Origin of the sequence: Bradyrhizobium mercantei (assembly GCF_001982635.1) — a bacterium.
Lineage (GTDB): Bacteria > Pseudomonadota > Alphaproteobacteria > Rhizobiales > Xanthobacteraceae > Bradyrhizobium > Bradyrhizobium mercantei.
On sequence record NZ_MKFI01000007.1, the window covers coordinates 131797 to 147890 of the forward strand.

Consider the following 16094-nt stretch of genomic DNA (forward strand, 5'->3'; position numbering starts at 1 on the left):
TCAGGCCCGCATCCGGAACCGGGCGAGATAATGCAGCCCGAACAGCGCGATCAGGAATGTGACCCAAATGGTATCCGCGCGATCGAGGAAGAAGCTCTCCATCGACGACAGATAGAGGCCGAACAACCAGATGCGCAGGAAGAGCAGCGTCAACGGCGTATCATTGCCGCCGCGATCCGCGGCCTGGAAGTCGCGCAGCGGCTTGATGACGACAGCGGCGATCAGCAGCACGAGGCCCGGCAGGCCGGTGCCGAGCGCCATATCGAGATAGCCGTTGTGGCTGTGCGAGGCGTAGCCCGCCCACTCCTTGCCTTCCTGCAAGTTCTGGATCGCGTTGGTGCCCCAGAACGACTCGAAGCCGTAGCCGGTCCATAGCCGCTGGTGCAGCGACTCGAGCGCGAAGGCCCAGATGTCGGCGCGGCCGGTGAATGAGGTGTCGATCGGCATCCGATCTGCGATCGCAGCCAGCGTGTCGCTCATGACAGTTCCGACGCTGAACAGATTGAGCAGCACGAGCGGCGTCAGCCACAGCAGCGCGCGGCCCCAGGTCGAGCGGATCACCGGCATCAGCGACGTCAGCATCAGCACGGCGACGCACAGCACGATCGCGCTCTTGCCGGCGGTGAACAACAGGAACACCGCGGCGAGCCCGGTCACGGCGATGCCCGACAGCCAGCCGCCGGCCCGCAGCAAATAGATGCCGAGAAAGATCAGCATCGCCATCATCGCGGCGGCGACGTTCTTGTGGCCGAACGCGCCGCGCCAGTTGCCGGCGAGCGCCGGCTCCTGCGGATCGGTCGCCTGGTGGATCGACAGATGCGGCGCCAGGAAGACGCCGAGATAGCACGTCACGAGCAGGACCAGCGCGGCAATGCCGAACCAGCGCATCAATTCGCCCTGCGATCTCGGCAGCAGCAGCAGCGTCGCCGTCACCACGATGACGAACACCGAGAGCGCCAGGCGCTTCAGCGAGGTAGCGGGATCAAACGAGAATATCACGGTGACGCAGATCCAGCCCGCGAACAGCAGGAACGCCGGCGTCAGCAGCGATTTCAGCGCCGGCAGATTGTCGCGCAGGGTCAACGTCAGCATCGCGACCATCAGCACGCCGAAGAGGCCGTAGAGAAACGCCTCGCGGCCGGAGGTCACCTCGCCGACATAGAAGCCGCTCAGATCCTCGAACGGATGCAGCGAGATCCAGACCAGCAGCAGGATGCCGATGAAGAACGCGCAGCGGACGAGATCCATCACCGGCCGGCGCGCGATCTCGGCGATCAGCGCCCGGCTCTCCGCAGTGACGGACAGATCGCTCACGAGGCGATCTTGGAGGCCGCGTAAGGCTGCGGCTCGATGCCGAGCACCGCGAGCGCGCTGCCGACGGCGACCACCATCGGATGCATCGCGATCACGGCCTGATGCTCGCGCAGCACGATACGGGTGAAGCGATACAGCGAGAACGGCACCAGGCCGAACATCTTGGCTTTCACGGCCGCGCGTGACCACATGGTCTGCGCCGCCTTGCGCTCGATGTGATAGTTGATCGCGCCGATCCGCAAGCCGCGCCGCACGATCCAGCCGAGCTTGGTGCGGGTCGAGGGAACGGTCTCGCTGATGACCGCCTCCGTCACCCAGAAGAAGCGGAAGCCGGCGCGACGCGCCCGCGCAAAGAAGTCGTGATCGCCGCCGCCGAGGAAGTTGAAACGCAAGTCGAAGGCCGGAGCTCCGAGCCGCTCGAACACCGCACGCCGGATCAGGCAGTTGCCGCAGCCATAGATCACCGGGACGGGGCCGCTGGCATGATAGGCCGGCGCGAACGCCGGATGGCGCGTGAGCCCGCCCTTGTGCTTGTCATCGAAGTCAGGCCAGACCGGCCCGCCGATGATCTCGGCGCCGGAGCTTTCGGCCGCCTGCGCCATCCGCTCCAGCCAATCCGGCGAGGCGACCTCGTCGTCGTCGATCATCAGGAAGTTCAGCGTGTTCGGGAATGTCTCGAGCGCGGTCTCGAACGCCGCGTTGATTGCCTGGCAGTTGCCTTGCCTGGGTTCGACGATGCAGACGCCGTGAAGCCTGCCCGAATTGAGAAACTCGGCCGCGACCGGCGCGCTCTCGCAATGCGCCGCGTCATTCTCGACCACCACGACCGCGAAGCGGCGCTCCGTGCGTTGTGCCGCGATCGACTCCAACGTCAGCCGCAGATGTTTCGGCCGGCGGAAGCTCGGAATGCAGATGACGGTCTCAATGGAGCAATCCAGCGCGGGTGAGGTCGTTACCCAGGCGCGGTCAGCTGCAGCAAGCTCGGTCGACATCTCCATGCCCTCCTGGCAATCGCGATCCGCGAAGCACGCATCACCCCGGCACGGATCGGAATGGGACATGGCCGTCCCAAAGTGACCGACACAGGTGGCAATACGGACGCGGAGCGAACGTTACGGCGACCTCATGGCAAATTCCGCTCCACACGGCAGACGCGTTACCGCAACTTCGTCGCAAGGTTAATTTGAAGTCGAGTGAAGCGATTTGGCCGGGATAGAGCGTCGCGTTGTGGCGCGGCCTCACGACCTACCACGGCGTTAGCACCCCCTTAGGGTTAAGAGCCTGCGCGCGTGCGGGCCGGAGCGCCATGCGCCTTAACTGGCATCCAATTTGCTGATCAACCCATAAATCCCGATCGGTCCGGTCGCCACAACGCAAAACACTGCCTGAGGTTCACCTTGAAAACGCTCGACCTCGTCTCGCTCGGCACCAAGCACGTCCGCAACGCCCTCTCGGAAGAGCTTTACCTGCGTACCGGACGCGACGTCACGCGCCCGGCCGCGATCTTCGCGGAGGTGGTCGAACGCTGCAATTACAAGTGCCGCTATTGCGACTACTGGCGCCGCCCGAACTATCGCGACGAGATGTCGATCGCCGAGTGGCAGCGCGCGCTCGCGAGCCTGAAGGAATTCATCGGCGCCTATCATGTCGAGTTCGCCGGCGGCGAGCCCTATATCAAGAAGGGCTTTCTCGATTTGCTGCGGTTCTGCCGCGACAGCGACATCCATTGGGGCGTCACCACCAATGGCGGCGCCTACCTCAACAAGAAGATCGTGGCGCAGACCGTCGAAGCGCGCCCGTTCAACATCAACATCTCGATCGACTCCACCGACCCCAAGATCCACGACTACTCGCGCGGCGTCGAGAATTCGCTGACCGACATCGTGCAGGGCATCCGCAATGTCGCCGAGCAGCGGCGCGCCGAGGGCCTGGACTTCCCGATCATCATCAAGCCGGTCGTGCACAAGCTCAACTTTCGTCGCCTGCCCGAGATGGTCGACTGGATCCAGCAGATCGGCGCCACCGCGCTGAGCTTCCAGCCGGTCGAGCAGGGCACGCTGGAGGTTGAGGACGAACTGTGGATCGGCGAGAGCGAGATGGACGATCTCATCAAGGTCCGTGACGAGCTGCTGCGGCTGAAGCGCGCGGGCGCGCCGATCCTCAACGGCGAAGCCGTGCTGCGGGCCTGGCCGAACCATTTCCGCCGCGAGAAGGCGCCGAAGGAAGTGATGCCCTGCCGTGTCGGCATGCGGAATTACTTCATCCGCTCCGACGGCCGCCTTGAAGTCTGCTGGTTCTTCAAGCCGATCGGCAATGTGCGCACCCAGACCGCGCGCGAGATCTGGTACAGCGAGGAAGCGCAGGCGCGACGCAAGGAGACCATCGCCTGCGACAAGCTCTGCCTGTTCACCTGCCTTGCGCAGCGCACGCTCCAGGACAAGCTGAAGATGGGCCTGACGCTTTTGACCAACACCAAGGCCGCCTGACGCGGCAACATGAACGACAAAGCCCGGCCAGTCAGAGGACTGTCCGGGCTTTTGCTTGAGCGGATGGATGGAGCCGGTCAGCCCGCGAACAATTTGCGGAACAGGCTAGCCGACTCCAGAAACTGGCCGTTGTCGATCTGCGTCGGCCACAGGCCATCGACATCGAAATAGGCCGCATAGGCGATCGAAGCCTGGTTGGCGGCGAACCAATCGTGCATCTGTTGCACGAAAACGGCATTGTCGCCGGACTGGCCGACACCCCATTCCGGATAGCTCATCAGCTTGCCATGGCTCGCCGCGAACGCGCGCTGCCATTCCAGGCCGAACGGTGCCTTGAGGTAGGAATTGGTCCAGCGCTCCGCCGCGCTGCCCTCCGATTTGAAATCGTAGACGTCGAGGCCGATGGTGTCGACGACATCATCGCCGGGATAGGCGGCGTCCGCCGGCATGTCCTGAGGTCCCCAGCCCGGACACCAGTCGAACTTGAAGCTGCCGGAGCGCGCGCGAAAGATCGCGACGACACGGCGGAACGCCGCAATGTAGTCGTCCTCATGCCCCTTGGCGAACCAGCCCATGTTGGAGATGTTCATCTCCCAGCCGAGGCGGATGATCGCTTTCGGCTGCGCTTCTCCGATCGCGCGCGCGGCCGCTTCGAATTCGGCATCATGCAGGCCGCCAGCGACATCGGCGAGCGGCGTGCCGGTGATGGTGAGCGGCACCGACCAGACGACGTTGCGAGCTGGATTGAGCTTCTTCCAGAGCCCGGGCACCCAGTCCAGTTTGTGAAAATCCTCCCAGCTGCTCTGGCCGTAGAAGTCGACGCCAGGCACCGACGAGCGCGGCCGGTTGAGCCATCTCTCCCAGGCCTGCAGCACATGCTCGCGGCCGGTCTCGCCCCAATTGACGAAGGCGCCGGCGAACCGCGCCGAGTTCGCGCCGAGCCGTGACCGGGTTGGCGGTGCGGCCCGCGCGGTCGAAAATCCGCTCAAGGTGAGACCGGCGAGTACAAGGGCACCGCGCCGCGTGATTCCGCGATCAGCCGTCATAGCGCGCCCCAGCGAACCCGCCCGCGGCGCGCGTGCCAAAAGCACACAGCGCCGACAGCGCTGGTGTCTCGAAATGGATTGACCGTGCGGCCGGCCGTTCGGCCGTGCCGCTTGCCCACCGGAAATGCCACCAAAATTGCATACGCATCCACCTGCGCCGACCGCGTCGGCAATCGAGCCACGAACACTGCAATATCCGGGCAAGGTCGCGATCCAGCGTCAAAATCGCGCGGCCAGGCGATTATGACCGATCCGTTAACCGCGACGACGCGTCGTCATTTACCAATGATTAACCATCTGCGCCGCGGATAGGGTCATCAAAACTCTCCGGCACCGATCTTGCTGAACTGAGCTTCAGGACAAGTCCGGCGGTCGACGATGTTCCGCCCTGAAACGGTGTCGCCGGAGAAAGTTACAAGATGAACCCTGTCGCGTTATTGACCCCGACCTATGGGCGCGATCTGGAAATCTGCACGCTGCTTTGCGAGAGCGTGGATCGCCACGTCACGTCCTTCTCCAAGCATTATCTGCTGGTGCCGGATTGCGACCTGCCGCTGTTCGCGCCGCTCGCCAGCGAGCGCCGCATCATCATTCCGGCCTCGTCCTTCCTGCCCGACTGGCTGCGGCCGCTGCCGCGCATGATCCAGCGCAACCGCCGCCAGTTCTGGTGGTCGCTGCGCGCCAAGCCGGTCAACGGCTGGCATGTGCAGCAGATCCTGAAGATCGCGGCGACGATCGCGCTGCCCTATGAGCGGTTCTGCATCCTGGATTCCGACATCGTGTTCTTCCGCGATTTCGATCTGGCGCGCTTCCAGTATCCGAATACGATCCCGCTGCTGAAGATGACGGACGCCGTCACCGCGGACCAGCCGCGCCATTCGCGCTGGCTCGAGACCAGCCACCAGCTGATCGGCCTGCCGACGCCGCCGTTCCCGGCGCCGGATTTCATCGGGCACATCATCTTCTGGGACAGGCAGACCACAAGCGCACTCGCCGCGCGCATCGAGACGGTCACCGGCAAGAGCTGGATCGAGGCGCTGTGCCGGACCCGCGAGTTCTCTGAATATCTGCTGTACGGCTTCTTCGTCGAGAACGACGAGGCGTCTGCGCTGCGTCACTCCGTGGTGCCGAAGACGCAATGCGTCAGCTACTGGGATGATCCGACCTTGAGCAAGGACGAACTCACCCGGCTGCTGCTGCGCGCCAACAAGGATGACGTCGCGTTCTCGATCGCGTCCTTCTCGGGCACGCCGGTCGCGACCATTCGCGAGGTCGTGGCCGAGAGCGACGCCATCCTGGCGTCGTCGGCGGCTGCAAGACCGGCGGAGCTTGCCGCATCATGCTGATCGGACAGGCCAGCATCAACCTGACCGCCAACGTCCTTTCGGCGTTGCTCGGGCTCGCGAGCGTGTTCATCTTCACGCGGCTGTTTGCGCCGCATGACTATGGCGTCTACCTGCTGGGCACGGGTTTCGCATCCGTCATTTCGGTCTTTCTGGTCGGCTGGTTTCGCAACCTGATCCTCAGCGGCCATGGCCGTGATGACGGCACCGACATCCGCGGCCTGGTGGCGTCGGGCTATCTGATTTCCTGCCTCGCTGCACCGATCGCCTACCTGCTGGCGCGTCTCGTCGGGCTCGATCCGGCTGCCGCGCTTGCCGCCGTCATTGTCGCAATTGCGATCGGCCTGTTCGAGCTGACGCAGGATCTGCTGCGTGCCAGGCTGAAGGCGCTCTCGGTGATGAGGGCAACGCTGGTTCGCGCCGGCGCCCTGCTCGGCTTCGGCGCCGTCGTTGCGCTGGTCAGCCCAACCGGCGTCCTGCTGTTGCTCGCGGCCGCCACCGCCTATCTCGTTGCCGCGCTGGTGCAGTCGCGCAGCGCATGGCGCGGCACCACCGTCAGTTTCGACCGCGCCGAGCTGCGCACGCTCGCCCGCACCGGCCTGCCGCTGACCGTGTCGCTGACGCTGCTCGCGATCTCGAGCGTGACCGATCGTTTCATGATCGCAAACCTGATCGGCGCGGCCGATGCCGGCAAATATGTCGCGGCGCTCGACCTGGTGCGCCAGACCCTGATGATGCCGGCGATGAGCATGGCGGCGGCGTTCTTTCCCATGGCCGTGCAGATCCACGCCCGGCACGGCGACGCTGCGGTCAGGAGCCACCTCGCCGACTGCCTCGAACTGCTCGCCGGCGTCACGCTGCCGGCCTGTCTCGGCTTTGCCTTGATCGCCCCGCACGTCGCCAACGTCATCCTCGGCACAGACTTCCGCGCGCTGGCGAGCGAGATCATGCCGATCATCGCGGCGGCCGTGCTGTTCCAGGTGCTGACGCAGCAATATCTGCATGCGAGCTTCCTGCTGTCGGGACGCAACTCCTTCTATCTGATCAACACCGCCTCGATCATCGCAGCCAACGTGATCCTGTCTTACGTGCTGGTCGGCTTCTACGGCACGATCGGGGCGGCCTGGGCGCGCCTCGGCGCCGACATCACGGGCTTTGCCTGCGCGTTGATCCTGAGCCGCTTCGCTTATCCGATTCCAATCCCGCTCGGCCGCCTCGCTCTGATCGTGATCGCCGCGCTCGCGATGGCGCTCACCGTCGGAGCGCTGGACCGCGCCCTGCAACTTTCCGATCTGCCTGCCAGCATCGTGCTGGTCGGCGCAGGGTCCACCGTCTACGCCGCGCTGTGCTGGCTGCTCGACATTGCGCACCTGCGCCGCCGGCTGAAGCGGGGTCTTCTCATGTTCCGCACCAGATTCGCAAACAGCAACGTTGGATGAGCCGATGCCCAAGTCCCTTGCGCTCGCTACGCGTCCCGCCCCGATCGCCGAACTCTCGATGCCTATCCCTGCTGAAATTCATCCGGATTCCCTACTCGCCTTGCCGCCCGGCGAGGCCAAGCAGAGCCTGCTCACGGTGCATAGCATCCTCGACGCCCGGCTGCCGGCCGGCCCGCTCGCGATCTACGAGGCCGGCGGCGGCTCGACCAGCTATCTGCCGCTCGGCGTGCTGCGCCGTGCGCATGTGACCGTCGTTGACATCGACCCCGACCAGATCCGCAACAACAGCTATGCGCAGGAAGCGATTCTCGGCGACATCCAGACCTATCGCCCGCCGCAGCGTTTCGATTTGATCATCTGCTACAACGTGATCGAGCACATCCCTGATGTGGACGCCGTGCTGCGCCGATTCTGCGAGGCGTTGAAGCCGAACGGGCTGCTGCTGATCGGCGCGCCGAACCCGAAATCGCTGTCGGGCATCGTCACGAAGTATTCTCCGCACTGGTTCCACGTCTGGTTCTACCGTCATGTGCGCGGCGAAAAGAACGCGGGGCTGCCCGGCGAGGCGCCGTTCCCGACCCATTTCCATCCGCTCGTTAGCCTCGACAAGCTCGAGGCATTCGTGGCCGGCCGCGGACTACAGGTCATCTACCGGAAGAAATACGAGAGCCCGCGCTATCCCGAGATGCGCCGGCGCAAGCCGTTGCTCGCCGCGATCATCGACGCGGCAGCGAAGGCGATGAATGCAGTGTTGCCGGGCAAGATCGACGTCCGGCACGGCGACTATCATGTGATCCTGCGAAAGCTTGGCTAATGAACGCATTGTGGTCGGAAGCGCGGGTCAAGGTCAGCCACCGGCTGGCGATGCATGTGCAGGTCGAGCGTTTCCGCCTGAACAATGCCGCGCCGATGGTGACCTTCACCTTTGACGATCTGCCGAAGAGCGCGGCGACGTTCGGCGCCGACATTCTCGAATCCTACGGCGCCCGCGGCACGTTCTACGTCTCGGGCGGGCTGGTTGGGCTCGACGCGCCCGACTGGGTCACCGGAAACTCCGACGACGTCGTCTCGCTGCATCGCCGCGGCCATGAGGTCGGCTGCCACACCTTCTCGCACCGCCGCGCCTGCGATCTCGACGAGACGTCGCTCGCCGCGGAGATCGCGCGCAACCGCACCTATTTCCATTCACTCGACCCGACCATGCCGGTCGAGACCTTCGCCTATCCGTTCGGCTACGGCTCCTACGCGCGGAAGCACCAGTTGAAGTCCGAATTCCGCACCTGCCGCAGCATCGTGCCGGGCGTCAACAGCGGCGAGGTCGACCTGCAATTCCTCCGTGCCATGCCGCTGATCGACCGCCAGATGTCTCGCGAGCGGATCGATGTGGCCTTCACCGAGGCGGCAAACGTGAACGGCTGGTTAATTTTCTACAGCCACGACGTCGCCGACGAGCCGAGCCTCTATGGCTGCACGCCGGACCTGATGACCTACGCGCTGGAAGCGGCGGCGCGGCGCAATGTCCCTGTCCTGACCATGGCGGAGGCGTTCCGATGCGCCCGCGCTTAAACGCTTTGTTTGCCTTTCTGGTGAATAGTCGGCGAATGAGTATGGTTAATTTTTCGTGTTGCGTTTTTTCCGCGTCCTCTCGTGCGCGTTGCGTGGCCCGAAACAGTACTCCTCAGCCGATGCGTGCGGCCATTCAGACGGAAGCTGGGGTCGATGCTTAGCTATGACCAGCCGATCAACCGGGCCAAGCCGGAGCCGCGCCGGGCCGCGATCCCGGCCGGCTTCAACGTGCTCGAGCTGATCCGGCTGTTGTGGGAGCGCAAGGTCGCGATCCTGTCGGCCGCGCTGCTCTGCACCTGCATCGCAGTCGCGATCGGCAAGAGCCTGACACCGAAATACACCGCCGGCGCCCAGCTCTATGTCGACCCGCGCGAGCTGCAGCTCGTCGAACGCGAGCTGACCCCGCGCGCCCAGGACGTCTCCGGCCTCTCGATGGTGGTCGAGAGCCAGTCGCGCCTGATAACGTCCAACAACGTGCTGCTGCAGGTGATCCGCGACACCAACCTCGTCAGGGATCCCGAGTTCGGCGGCGGTGCCGCGAGTCGCGGCCTGCTCGCCTCGCTGCTCGGCCTGTTCGGGATCGAGCCGCGGACGACGGCGGAGCAGCAACAGCAGATCGAGATGAACACGCTCGATACGCTGAACCGCCACATCAACGTCAAGAAGACCGATCGCACCTTCATCGTCGACATCGACGTCTGGTCGCACGACCCGGTCAAGGCCGCGATGCTCGCCAACGCGATCGCCAAGGCCTACCTCACCGAATCCAAGCAGTCGCAGGCCGAGGCCGCGCGGCGCGCCACCCGCGACCTGTCCGGCCGGCTGAAGGAGCTGCAGCAGCGGCTGCGCAACGCCGAAGAGGCGCTCGCGACCTACAAGGCGCAGAACAATTTCGTCGGCTCGCAGGACAATCTGCTCACCGATCAGCAGCTCTCGGTCGGCAACCAGCGGCTCGCCGCGGCACGCGCGCTGACGCTCGATGCCCAGGCCAAGTATGACCAGATCGAGGCCAGCCGGCGCGGATCGATGGATCCGGGCGCGATCCCCGAAGCGCTGCAATCGCCGACCATCGCCAATCTGCGTTCGCAATATGCCGACGCCAAGAAGCGGCAGGCCGAATTGCAGGGTGAGCTCGGGCCGCGGCATCCGGCGCTGCGCCAGGTCGACCAGCAGGTCGAGGACCTGCGCCGCACCATCAAGGAAGAGATCGACCGCTTTGCGGTATCCGCGAAGAACGATCTGACCCGCGCCCGCGACTACGAAGCGTCGCTCAACAAGGCGCTCGACGTTCAGAAGCACCAGAGCGTGCAGATGAGCCAGGCCTCGGTTCGGCTGCGCGAGCTCGAGCGCGAGGTCGATGCCAGCCGCGACGTCTATCAATCGTTCCTCAAGCGCTCGCGCGAGACCGAGGAGCAGGAGAGCCTCAACACCTCGAGCGCGCGCGTGATCGGCGATGCGACGATTCCGCAGCAGCGCACCTTCCCGCCGGCGATGAGCCTGCTCGCGATGATCGGCTTCATGTTCGGCGCCCTCGCCGCCGCGGCCTGGATCGTTGCCGCCAGCCAGCTCGCGCCCGGTGCCGGCCCGATCCGTCCCAAGGTCGAGCCGAAACAGGATGCCGCCGCGCCGGAACGGCAGGCCGTGATCGCCAAGCCAAAGCCGCCCGTGCAGGCCGCGCCCGCGATACAGCCCGCCGCTATTGTCATCGACAATCCCGTGATCGAGAAGCCGTTGATCGCCGAGCTCAGGGAATCCGACGTCATGCGCACGCTGGGCGGAATCCTGAGCGGCGACAATCCCGCCGACGTCACCCGGTTCGGCTGGCCGACGCTGCGCACCGGTTCCGCGCTCGGGCCGTTCTCCAACACCGTGCGGCAGATCCATGCGGCGCTGGCGACCGGGGCTGCCCCCAAAGCCGTCCCCGTGCTGGCGGTGATCGGCACGGCAGACGATGCCGACCGCAGCATGGTCGCGCTCAACATCGCGCTGGTCGCCGTGCGCGATGGCGCCCGCGCCCTGCTGATCGACGCGGACGCTGCCGACCACGCCCTGACCGACAGGGTCGCGCATCCGGTCCAGAGCAAGCCGAGCCGGCTCGACTGGCTCACCATCGGCAGCAAGGCGTCTCGCGCCATCAACACCGCAAACGGCATTGCCATCCTGCCGGCGATCAAGGGCAATCCCGCCAGGGCCAGTGAGGCGATCCAGAAGGCGATCGCGCAGGCGCGCTTGGCCGGAAGCCATGACCTCGTCATCCTGGACGGGCCGCCGCTGCCGTGGGGTTCCGATGAACGGCGGCTGTTCGACATGGCCGACGGGCTGATCGCGGCGCTGCCGGCGGATCGCGACATCAACGCGTCGATGGAAGACATCATCACCGCACTCGGCGGCGCAGAACGCAAGCTCGCCGGCGTCGTGATCAACGAACTGCAGTCCGCGAGCCAGCAGCACGACAAGCAGTATGCGTGAGCGGCGCGCCAGCCGCGCCGCATCCCACCCCGCGGCTGCAACCGCGATTACGAATTGATCGTCTCATGGCCCGGCTATCGATCGCAGTCATCTTCGCCGCCGCGTCCGTCCTGCTGTCGGTCACCGCACGGGCCTGCCCCGCCTTGATCGAAGGCGTTCCGCCGGATCGGCTCAAGGCGCTGTCACAGGGCGTCAATGCCGACGGCTGGATCGCAGACCCCAGGTCGGCGCCGCCGCGCAGCCTGCTGCGCGAACTGCGCAAGGCAGGCCTCAGCCATATCCGCCTGCCGGTGCCGGCCGACTTCGTCATGCCGCGCTTCGCCGCGAAGGCGGAGATCGACGGCCGCCTGCGCAGCGTCGATGCCGCGCTGAAGACCCTGCTCGAGCTCGGTTATTCGGTGTCGATCGACCTGCATTCGGGCGAGCGCTTCAACGCGCTGCACAAGGACGATCCGCCCGGCGCGATGGCCGAGATGAAGAGCGCCTGGACCGGGCTCGCGCGGGTCATGCAGCGCCATCCTTACGATCGCGTCTTTGCCGAGCTCCTGAACGAGCCTGACGTCGATGCCGCGCAATGGCAGAACGAGGTCCGGGAGCTCGCCGGCTTCATTCGCGGTCTGCTGCCGCAAACCACGCTGATCACGGGCCCGGTCAACTGGCAGCGCGCGGACTCGCTGCCGGACTTCACCCCGCTCGACGATCCGAATGTCGTCTATGCCATCCACTTCTACGACCCGATGGTGTTCACGCATCAGGCCCATTGGGATCCGAATGAGCCGCTGCACGACGTCAGCGGATTGCCCTACCCGATCCGCGCCGACGATCCCAGGGTTCAGCAGTTGCGCGAGCAGCTCACGGCGCTCGGCAAGCCAAAGACGCTGGCGATGGTCGACCGCGCCATCCCCGACCGCGGCATCGACCAATGGCTCGAGCCGGCCGCCGCCTGGCAGCGGCAATATTCGCATCCGATCATCATCAACGAATTCGGGGTGCTGAAGGCCGGCGCCCCGCGCGACAGCCGGTTGCGCTGGCTCGCCGGCGTCACGGCCTATGCCCGGCAACAATGCTGGGGCTGGACACATTGGGAAATGTCGCAGGGTTTCGGCCTGGCCGATGCGGTCACCGGCAAGCCCGACCGCGAGGCGCTGCGGGCGCTGCTCGGAACGCGCTAGCCGATCTGGTTAACCGGTTTTTACACAATGCGCGGCTAGATCGACGATGCGGGCGCGGGACGCCCACGCGTCCGGTCATTTAGGTCAGAGCCTGTGCGAGCAGACATAGCCCCGCGGCCGCTGTTGGCCGGCGATCTCGTTCCCGCGCTCGGCATCGCCGTGGCATCGATCGCATTCGCACCGATCATGCAGGCGGCCAATGCGGGGCTTGCGATCGTCGTCGAAAGCCTGATCGGCTGCGCCATCGTGCTCGCGGCGCCAGCCTATGCACCGTCGATCGCGATCTTCATCATCTTCTTCCAGAATCTCTTCGTCTCGATCCTGTCGTCCTACATGACGACCGAGCAGGAGATGGATTTCGTCAAGGGCTATAACTTCCTCGTTTGCGCCGTCATGTGGCTGGTCACGCTGGCGCTGTATCTGCTGCACGAGCGCAAGCACTCTGCCGAGATCGACCGGATCATGAAATGGGGGCTGGTCACCCTCGCAACCGTGACGGCGTATTTCCTGCTCGGCGCCACGCAGGACTCGCATGCGGCGCTGGTCTATCTGCGCAACATCGCGCTGCCGCTGTTTCTGTTTCAGCTGTCGCTGCTGACCGCCGCCACCTTCGAGATCCGCGTCACGCCGTTCCTGGTGACGGTGGCTGCCCTGCTGATCGTCTGCGGGTATGTCGAACTGCTGTTCCGCGACTTCTGGCTCGATATCACCAATGGCTACACGTTCTGGCACTTCGACGAGCTCAAGGCGAGCCGCTCCGGCGCCTGGGAAGCCGAGATGCGCCAAACCGGACGCGTGCCGGTGGATCTGATCGACCGCTTCCGCTTCAGCTTTCTCAACAGCCCGTTGTTCGAGGACCTCGGCCTTTCGTCGATGATGCGCATCTTCGGACCGAACATGAGCCCGATCAGCTTCGGTTACGGGATCGCCTTCTCCATCCTGTTCCTGTTCGCGGTCGGTTGGCGCTGGCTGGCGCTGGCCGCGATCCCGCTCTTGATCTGCTGCAGCGTCAAGGGCGCGCTCATCCTGGTGATCTTCGTGGCCCTGGCCTGGACCGCAACCCGGCTGCTCGGCGCCACCATCACCCTTGCCGTCGCGCTGGTCGGTCTCGTGCTGTACGCCATCGCGGCGATATATATCGGCCTCCAGATCGGCGATTTTCACGTGATCGGCTTCATGGGCGGCTGGGATGGCTTCCGGCAGAACCCGATCGGCCGCGGTCTCGGCGTCGGCGGCAACCTGTCCGATGGTTACTTCTCGATCGACTGGAACGCCGCGCAGGCGGCCGGCACCATGGACGGCGCGGTCGAGAGCGCCGTCGGCGTGCTGCTCTACCAGATGGGGATCGGCGCGTTGGTGCCGCTCGGCTTCTTCCTGGCGATGGCGCTGAAGGCCTGGCGCCTCTACGCCTCCTCGGGAATTCTCACGCAGGGACTCGCCGCGTTCGGCACGATGGTGGTGCTGGTGAACGGCATCTTCCAGGAAGAGGCGCTGTTCGCGCCGCCGGCACTCGGGCTGTTGCTGTGCCTGACCGGGCTCGTGCTCGGCCATCATTTGCGGACGCAAGGCGACGATCCGGCGGCGGCCAATCGATAGCGCATCACCGAGAGAACGGGCCCGGCCGCCTCGCGACCGGGCTCCGCCCGCCTAGCGTCGTCAGAGCGCCTTGATCTGCACCTTGCGGAACTTGACCACGCCCGAGCCATATTGGAGCGCGATGTAGCCGCTGGCGTGCTTGGAGTCCTGGGCGTCGACGGTCTTCTGGCCGTTCAGCGTCACGACGAAATGCGGCCCGTGTGCGGTGATCTCATAGACGTTCCATTTGCCGGCCGCCTTCGGCATCGGATCGACCTTGCCGACGTCGACGATCGCGCCGGTGCCGTAGGTCGGGTCGGGCCGCTTGTCGAAGATATTGACCTCGTAGCAGACCTTGGAGTCGATCACCTTGTTGCCTTCGCAGCGGATGAAGATGCCGCTGTTGGCTTCCTCATCGGTCCAGAACTCCGCCCTGATCTGGAAATCCTTGTATTGGGTCTTGCTGACGAGATAGGAGAGATCCTTGCCGTCGAGCTTGTCGGCGACCAGCGCGCCGTCCTTCATGGCCCAATTGGCCTTGCCGACCTCGTCCCAGTCGCCCTTCTTGGAGCTGTCGAGCAGCGTGACCCAGCCGTCGTCCCCCGACGCGGTGGTGGAGAATTGCAGCGCGGCCGCACCGATCACGAGTCCCGCCGCCAGTATCGACAGATGCTTCTTCAAGGTTATCCTCCCGTCTTTTGGTTGGCGCGCAACCTATCATCGTCTGCGGCGGCGTAAACGCTTTTTCATATTGCAACTGCGTTGTGTCACGAACCGTTGTCGCAATCTTGAGGTCAGACATGCGCGGGCACGTCTTGTCGGACGGAAGCGAGGGCGATTAGCTTCGTGCGACATACGGGCGCAGCAGTCGCCCGAATAATGGGAGTGCACCGATGATGACGGCGTCCATCCGACCCTGGCGATACCTGATGATGCCCTTGGCTTTTGCCGGCATGCTGAGCATCAGCTCCGCGGCCGAGCTCAACCCCGCCGCCGTCACCTACAAGCTGCCGGACCAGATCCCCTGGAGCCCGGTCGACGCGCGCGGCGCGCAGAATGCCGTCGTGGTCGGCGATCCCTCGAAGCCCGGCTTCTACATGGTCTACACCAAATGGACCAAGCGCAATCACTTCAGCCGTCCGCACTTCCATCCTAACGACCGCTATATCGTCGTGCTGAAGGGTACCTGGTGGGTCGGCTCCGGTCCGAAATTCGATCCCGATCACGGCACCGTGGCGATGCCGGCCGGAAGCTTCGTCACCCATTTCGGCAAGCAGGTGCATTGGGACGGCGCCAAGGACGAGGACGCCGTGCTGCTGATCATGGGCGAAGGCCCGGCCACCGCAACCGAGGTGGAACAGAATTAGCAGGAAGCCGACAGCAACCTTCGTATCCACGCGGCGTTTCACCTCCTCATCCTGACGAGGAGATAGCGCATGGCGAAAGCCGCCGACATTCGGGAACGTATGGATGTGATCTCGTCCGACAAGAAGACGGTCGGCAAGGTCGACCACATGGAAGGCACCGACAAGATCAAGCTGACCAAGCAAAGCTCGCCCGACGGCCAGCATCATCATTTCATTCCGCTGTCCTGGGTCGACCATGTCGACCAGCACGTGCACCTCAACAAGTCGGGCTCCGACGTCACGGCGCATTGGCAGCACGGCCGCCAATAGCCGCGTTG

The 16094-nt window shown here is 64.9% G+C and carries 14 protein-coding genes; 10 read left to right on the forward strand and 4 right to left on the reverse strand.

Annotation, left to right across the window (positions count from 1 at the left end):
• Together BI327_RS30440 and BI327_RS30445 are read right to left on the reverse strand one after the other, a co-directional pair.
• The gene (locus tag BI327_RS30440) at nt 1–1314 is read right to left on the reverse strand and encodes an O-antigen ligase family protein (RefSeq protein ID WP_076864969.1); all 1314 of its coding nucleotides are present in this window, start codon (nt 1312–1314) and stop codon (nt 1–3) included.
• A complete protein-coding gene (locus BI327_RS30445; protein WP_394329896.1) occupies nt 1311–2306 on the reverse strand; it encodes a glycosyltransferase family 2 protein in 996 nt (331 codons plus the stop codon). Before BI327_RS30445 ends, BI327_RS30440 begins: the two co-directional genes overlap by 4 nt.
• 405 nt (nt 2307–2711) lie before the next feature.
• Here BI327_RS30445 and BI327_RS30450 point away from each other — a divergent pair, with 405 nt between their 5' ends.
• On the forward strand, nt 2712–3800 hold the full coding sequence (locus BI327_RS30450) for a radical SAM protein (protein WP_076864971.1): 1089 nt from the start codon (nt 2712–2714) through the stop codon (nt 3798–3800).
• 77 nt (nt 3801–3877) lie between these two features.
• Here the strand turns inward: BI327_RS30450 and BI327_RS30455 are convergent, their stop codons facing one another.
• On the reverse strand, nt 3878–4846 hold the full coding sequence (locus tag BI327_RS30455) for a glycoside hydrolase family 26 protein (protein WP_076864972.1): 969 nt from the start codon (nt 4844–4846) through the stop codon (nt 3878–3880).
• Between the two features lie 419 nt (nt 4847–5265).
• Here BI327_RS30455 and BI327_RS30460 point away from each other — a divergent pair, with 419 nt between their 5' ends.
• The 7 genes from BI327_RS30460 (at nt 5266) to BI327_RS30490 (ending at nt 14431) form a co-directional block, all read left to right on the forward strand.
• On the forward strand, nt 5266–6192 hold the full coding sequence (locus BI327_RS30460) for a DUF6492 family protein (protein WP_076864973.1): 927 nt from the start codon (nt 5266–5268) through the stop codon (nt 6190–6192).
• Nucleotides 6186–7628, forward strand: a complete 1443-nt coding sequence (locus BI327_RS30465; RefSeq protein WP_076864974.1) for a lipopolysaccharide biosynthesis protein — start codon at nt 6186–6188, stop codon at nt 7626–7628. Before BI327_RS30460 ends, BI327_RS30465 begins: the two co-directional genes overlap by 7 nt.
• A 4-nt stretch (nt 7629–7632) precedes the next feature.
• The gene (locus BI327_RS30470) at nt 7633–8442 is read left to right on the forward strand and encodes a class I SAM-dependent methyltransferase (protein ID WP_076865473.1); all 810 of its coding nucleotides are present in this window, start codon (nt 7633–7635) and stop codon (nt 8440–8442) included.
• Nucleotides 8442–9194, forward strand: a complete 753-nt coding sequence (locus BI327_RS30475; RefSeq protein ID WP_076864975.1) for a polysaccharide deacetylase family protein — start codon at nt 8442–8444, stop codon at nt 9192–9194. Before BI327_RS30470 ends, BI327_RS30475 begins: the two co-directional genes overlap by 1 nt.
• 153 nt (nt 9195–9347) lie before the next feature.
• Entirely contained in the window at nt 9348–11663 is a 2316-nt protein-coding gene (locus tag BI327_RS30480) for an exopolysaccharide transport family protein (RefSeq protein WP_076864976.1), read from the forward strand.
• A 65-nt stretch (nt 11664–11728) separates the two neighbouring features.
• The gene (locus BI327_RS30485; protein WP_076864977.1) at nt 11729–12835 is read left to right on the forward strand and encodes a glycoside hydrolase family 5 protein; all 1107 of its coding nucleotides are present in this window, start codon (nt 11729–11731) and stop codon (nt 12833–12835) included.
• 93 nt (nt 12836–12928) lie between these two features.
• Nucleotides 12929–14431, forward strand: coding sequence for a hypothetical protein (locus BI327_RS30490; RefSeq protein ID WP_245334986.1), 1503 nt, complete (start codon nt 12929–12931; stop codon nt 14429–14431).
• A 60-nt stretch (nt 14432–14491) separates the two neighbouring features.
• Here BI327_RS30490 and BI327_RS30495 read toward each other — a convergent pair whose 3' ends face one another.
• Entirely contained in the window at nt 14492–15091 is a 600-nt protein-coding gene (locus BI327_RS30495) for a 3-keto-disaccharide hydrolase (protein WP_076864979.1), read from the reverse strand.
• A 248-nt stretch (nt 15092–15339) separates the two neighbouring features.
• Between BI327_RS30495 and BI327_RS30500 the strand changes: the two genes are divergently transcribed.
• Both BI327_RS30500 and BI327_RS30505 read left to right on the forward strand, forming a co-directional pair.
• Nucleotides 15340–15777 carry a cupin domain-containing protein gene (locus BI327_RS30500; RefSeq protein ID WP_076865474.1) on the forward strand — a complete coding sequence of 146 codons (438 nt, stop codon included), beginning with the start codon at nt 15340–15342 and terminating at the stop codon, nt 15775–15777.
• 69 nt (nt 15778–15846) lie between these two features.
• Entirely contained in the window at nt 15847–16086 is a 240-nt protein-coding gene (locus BI327_RS30505; protein ID WP_076864980.1) for a DUF2171 domain-containing protein, read from the forward strand.
• Nucleotides 16087–16094: the final 8 nt, after the last annotated feature.

What these genes read in the sequence shown, in the direction of transcription:
- BI327_RS30445 (WP_394329896.1), bottom strand. Translation starts at nt 2,306, where the DNA reads ATGTCGACCGAGCTTGCTGCAGCTGACCGCGCCTGGGTAACGACCTCA.
- BI327_RS30455 (WP_076864972.1), bottom strand. Translation starts at nt 4,846, where the DNA reads ATGACGGCTGATCGCGGAATCACGCGGCGCGGTGCCCTTGTACTCGCC.
- BI327_RS30460 (WP_076864973.1), top strand. Translation starts at nt 5,266, where the DNA reads ATGAACCCTGTCGCGTTATTGACCCCGACCTATGGGCGCGATCTGGAA.
- BI327_RS30465 (WP_076864974.1), top strand. Translation starts at nt 6,186, where the DNA reads ATGCTGATCGGACAGGCCAGCATCAACCTGACCGCCAACGTCCTTTCG.
- BI327_RS30470 (WP_076865473.1), top strand. Translation starts at nt 7,633, where the DNA reads ATGCCCAAGTCCCTTGCGCTCGCTACGCGTCCCGCCCCGATCGCCGAA.
- BI327_RS30475 (WP_076864975.1), top strand. Translation starts at nt 8,442, where the DNA reads ATGAACGCATTGTGGTCGGAAGCGCGGGTCAAGGTCAGCCACCGGCTG.
- BI327_RS30480 (WP_076864976.1), top strand. Translation starts at nt 9,348, where the DNA reads ATGCTTAGCTATGACCAGCCGATCAACCGGGCCAAGCCGGAGCCGCGC.
- BI327_RS30485 (WP_076864977.1), top strand. Translation starts at nt 11,729, where the DNA reads ATGGCCCGGCTATCGATCGCAGTCATCTTCGCCGCCGCGTCCGTCCTG.
- BI327_RS30500 (WP_076865474.1), top strand. Translation starts at nt 15,340, where the DNA reads ATGATGCCCTTGGCTTTTGCCGGCATGCTGAGCATCAGCTCCGCGGCC.
- BI327_RS30505 (WP_076864980.1), top strand. Translation starts at nt 15,847, where the DNA reads ATGGCGAAAGCCGCCGACATTCGGGAACGTATGGATGTGATCTCGTCC.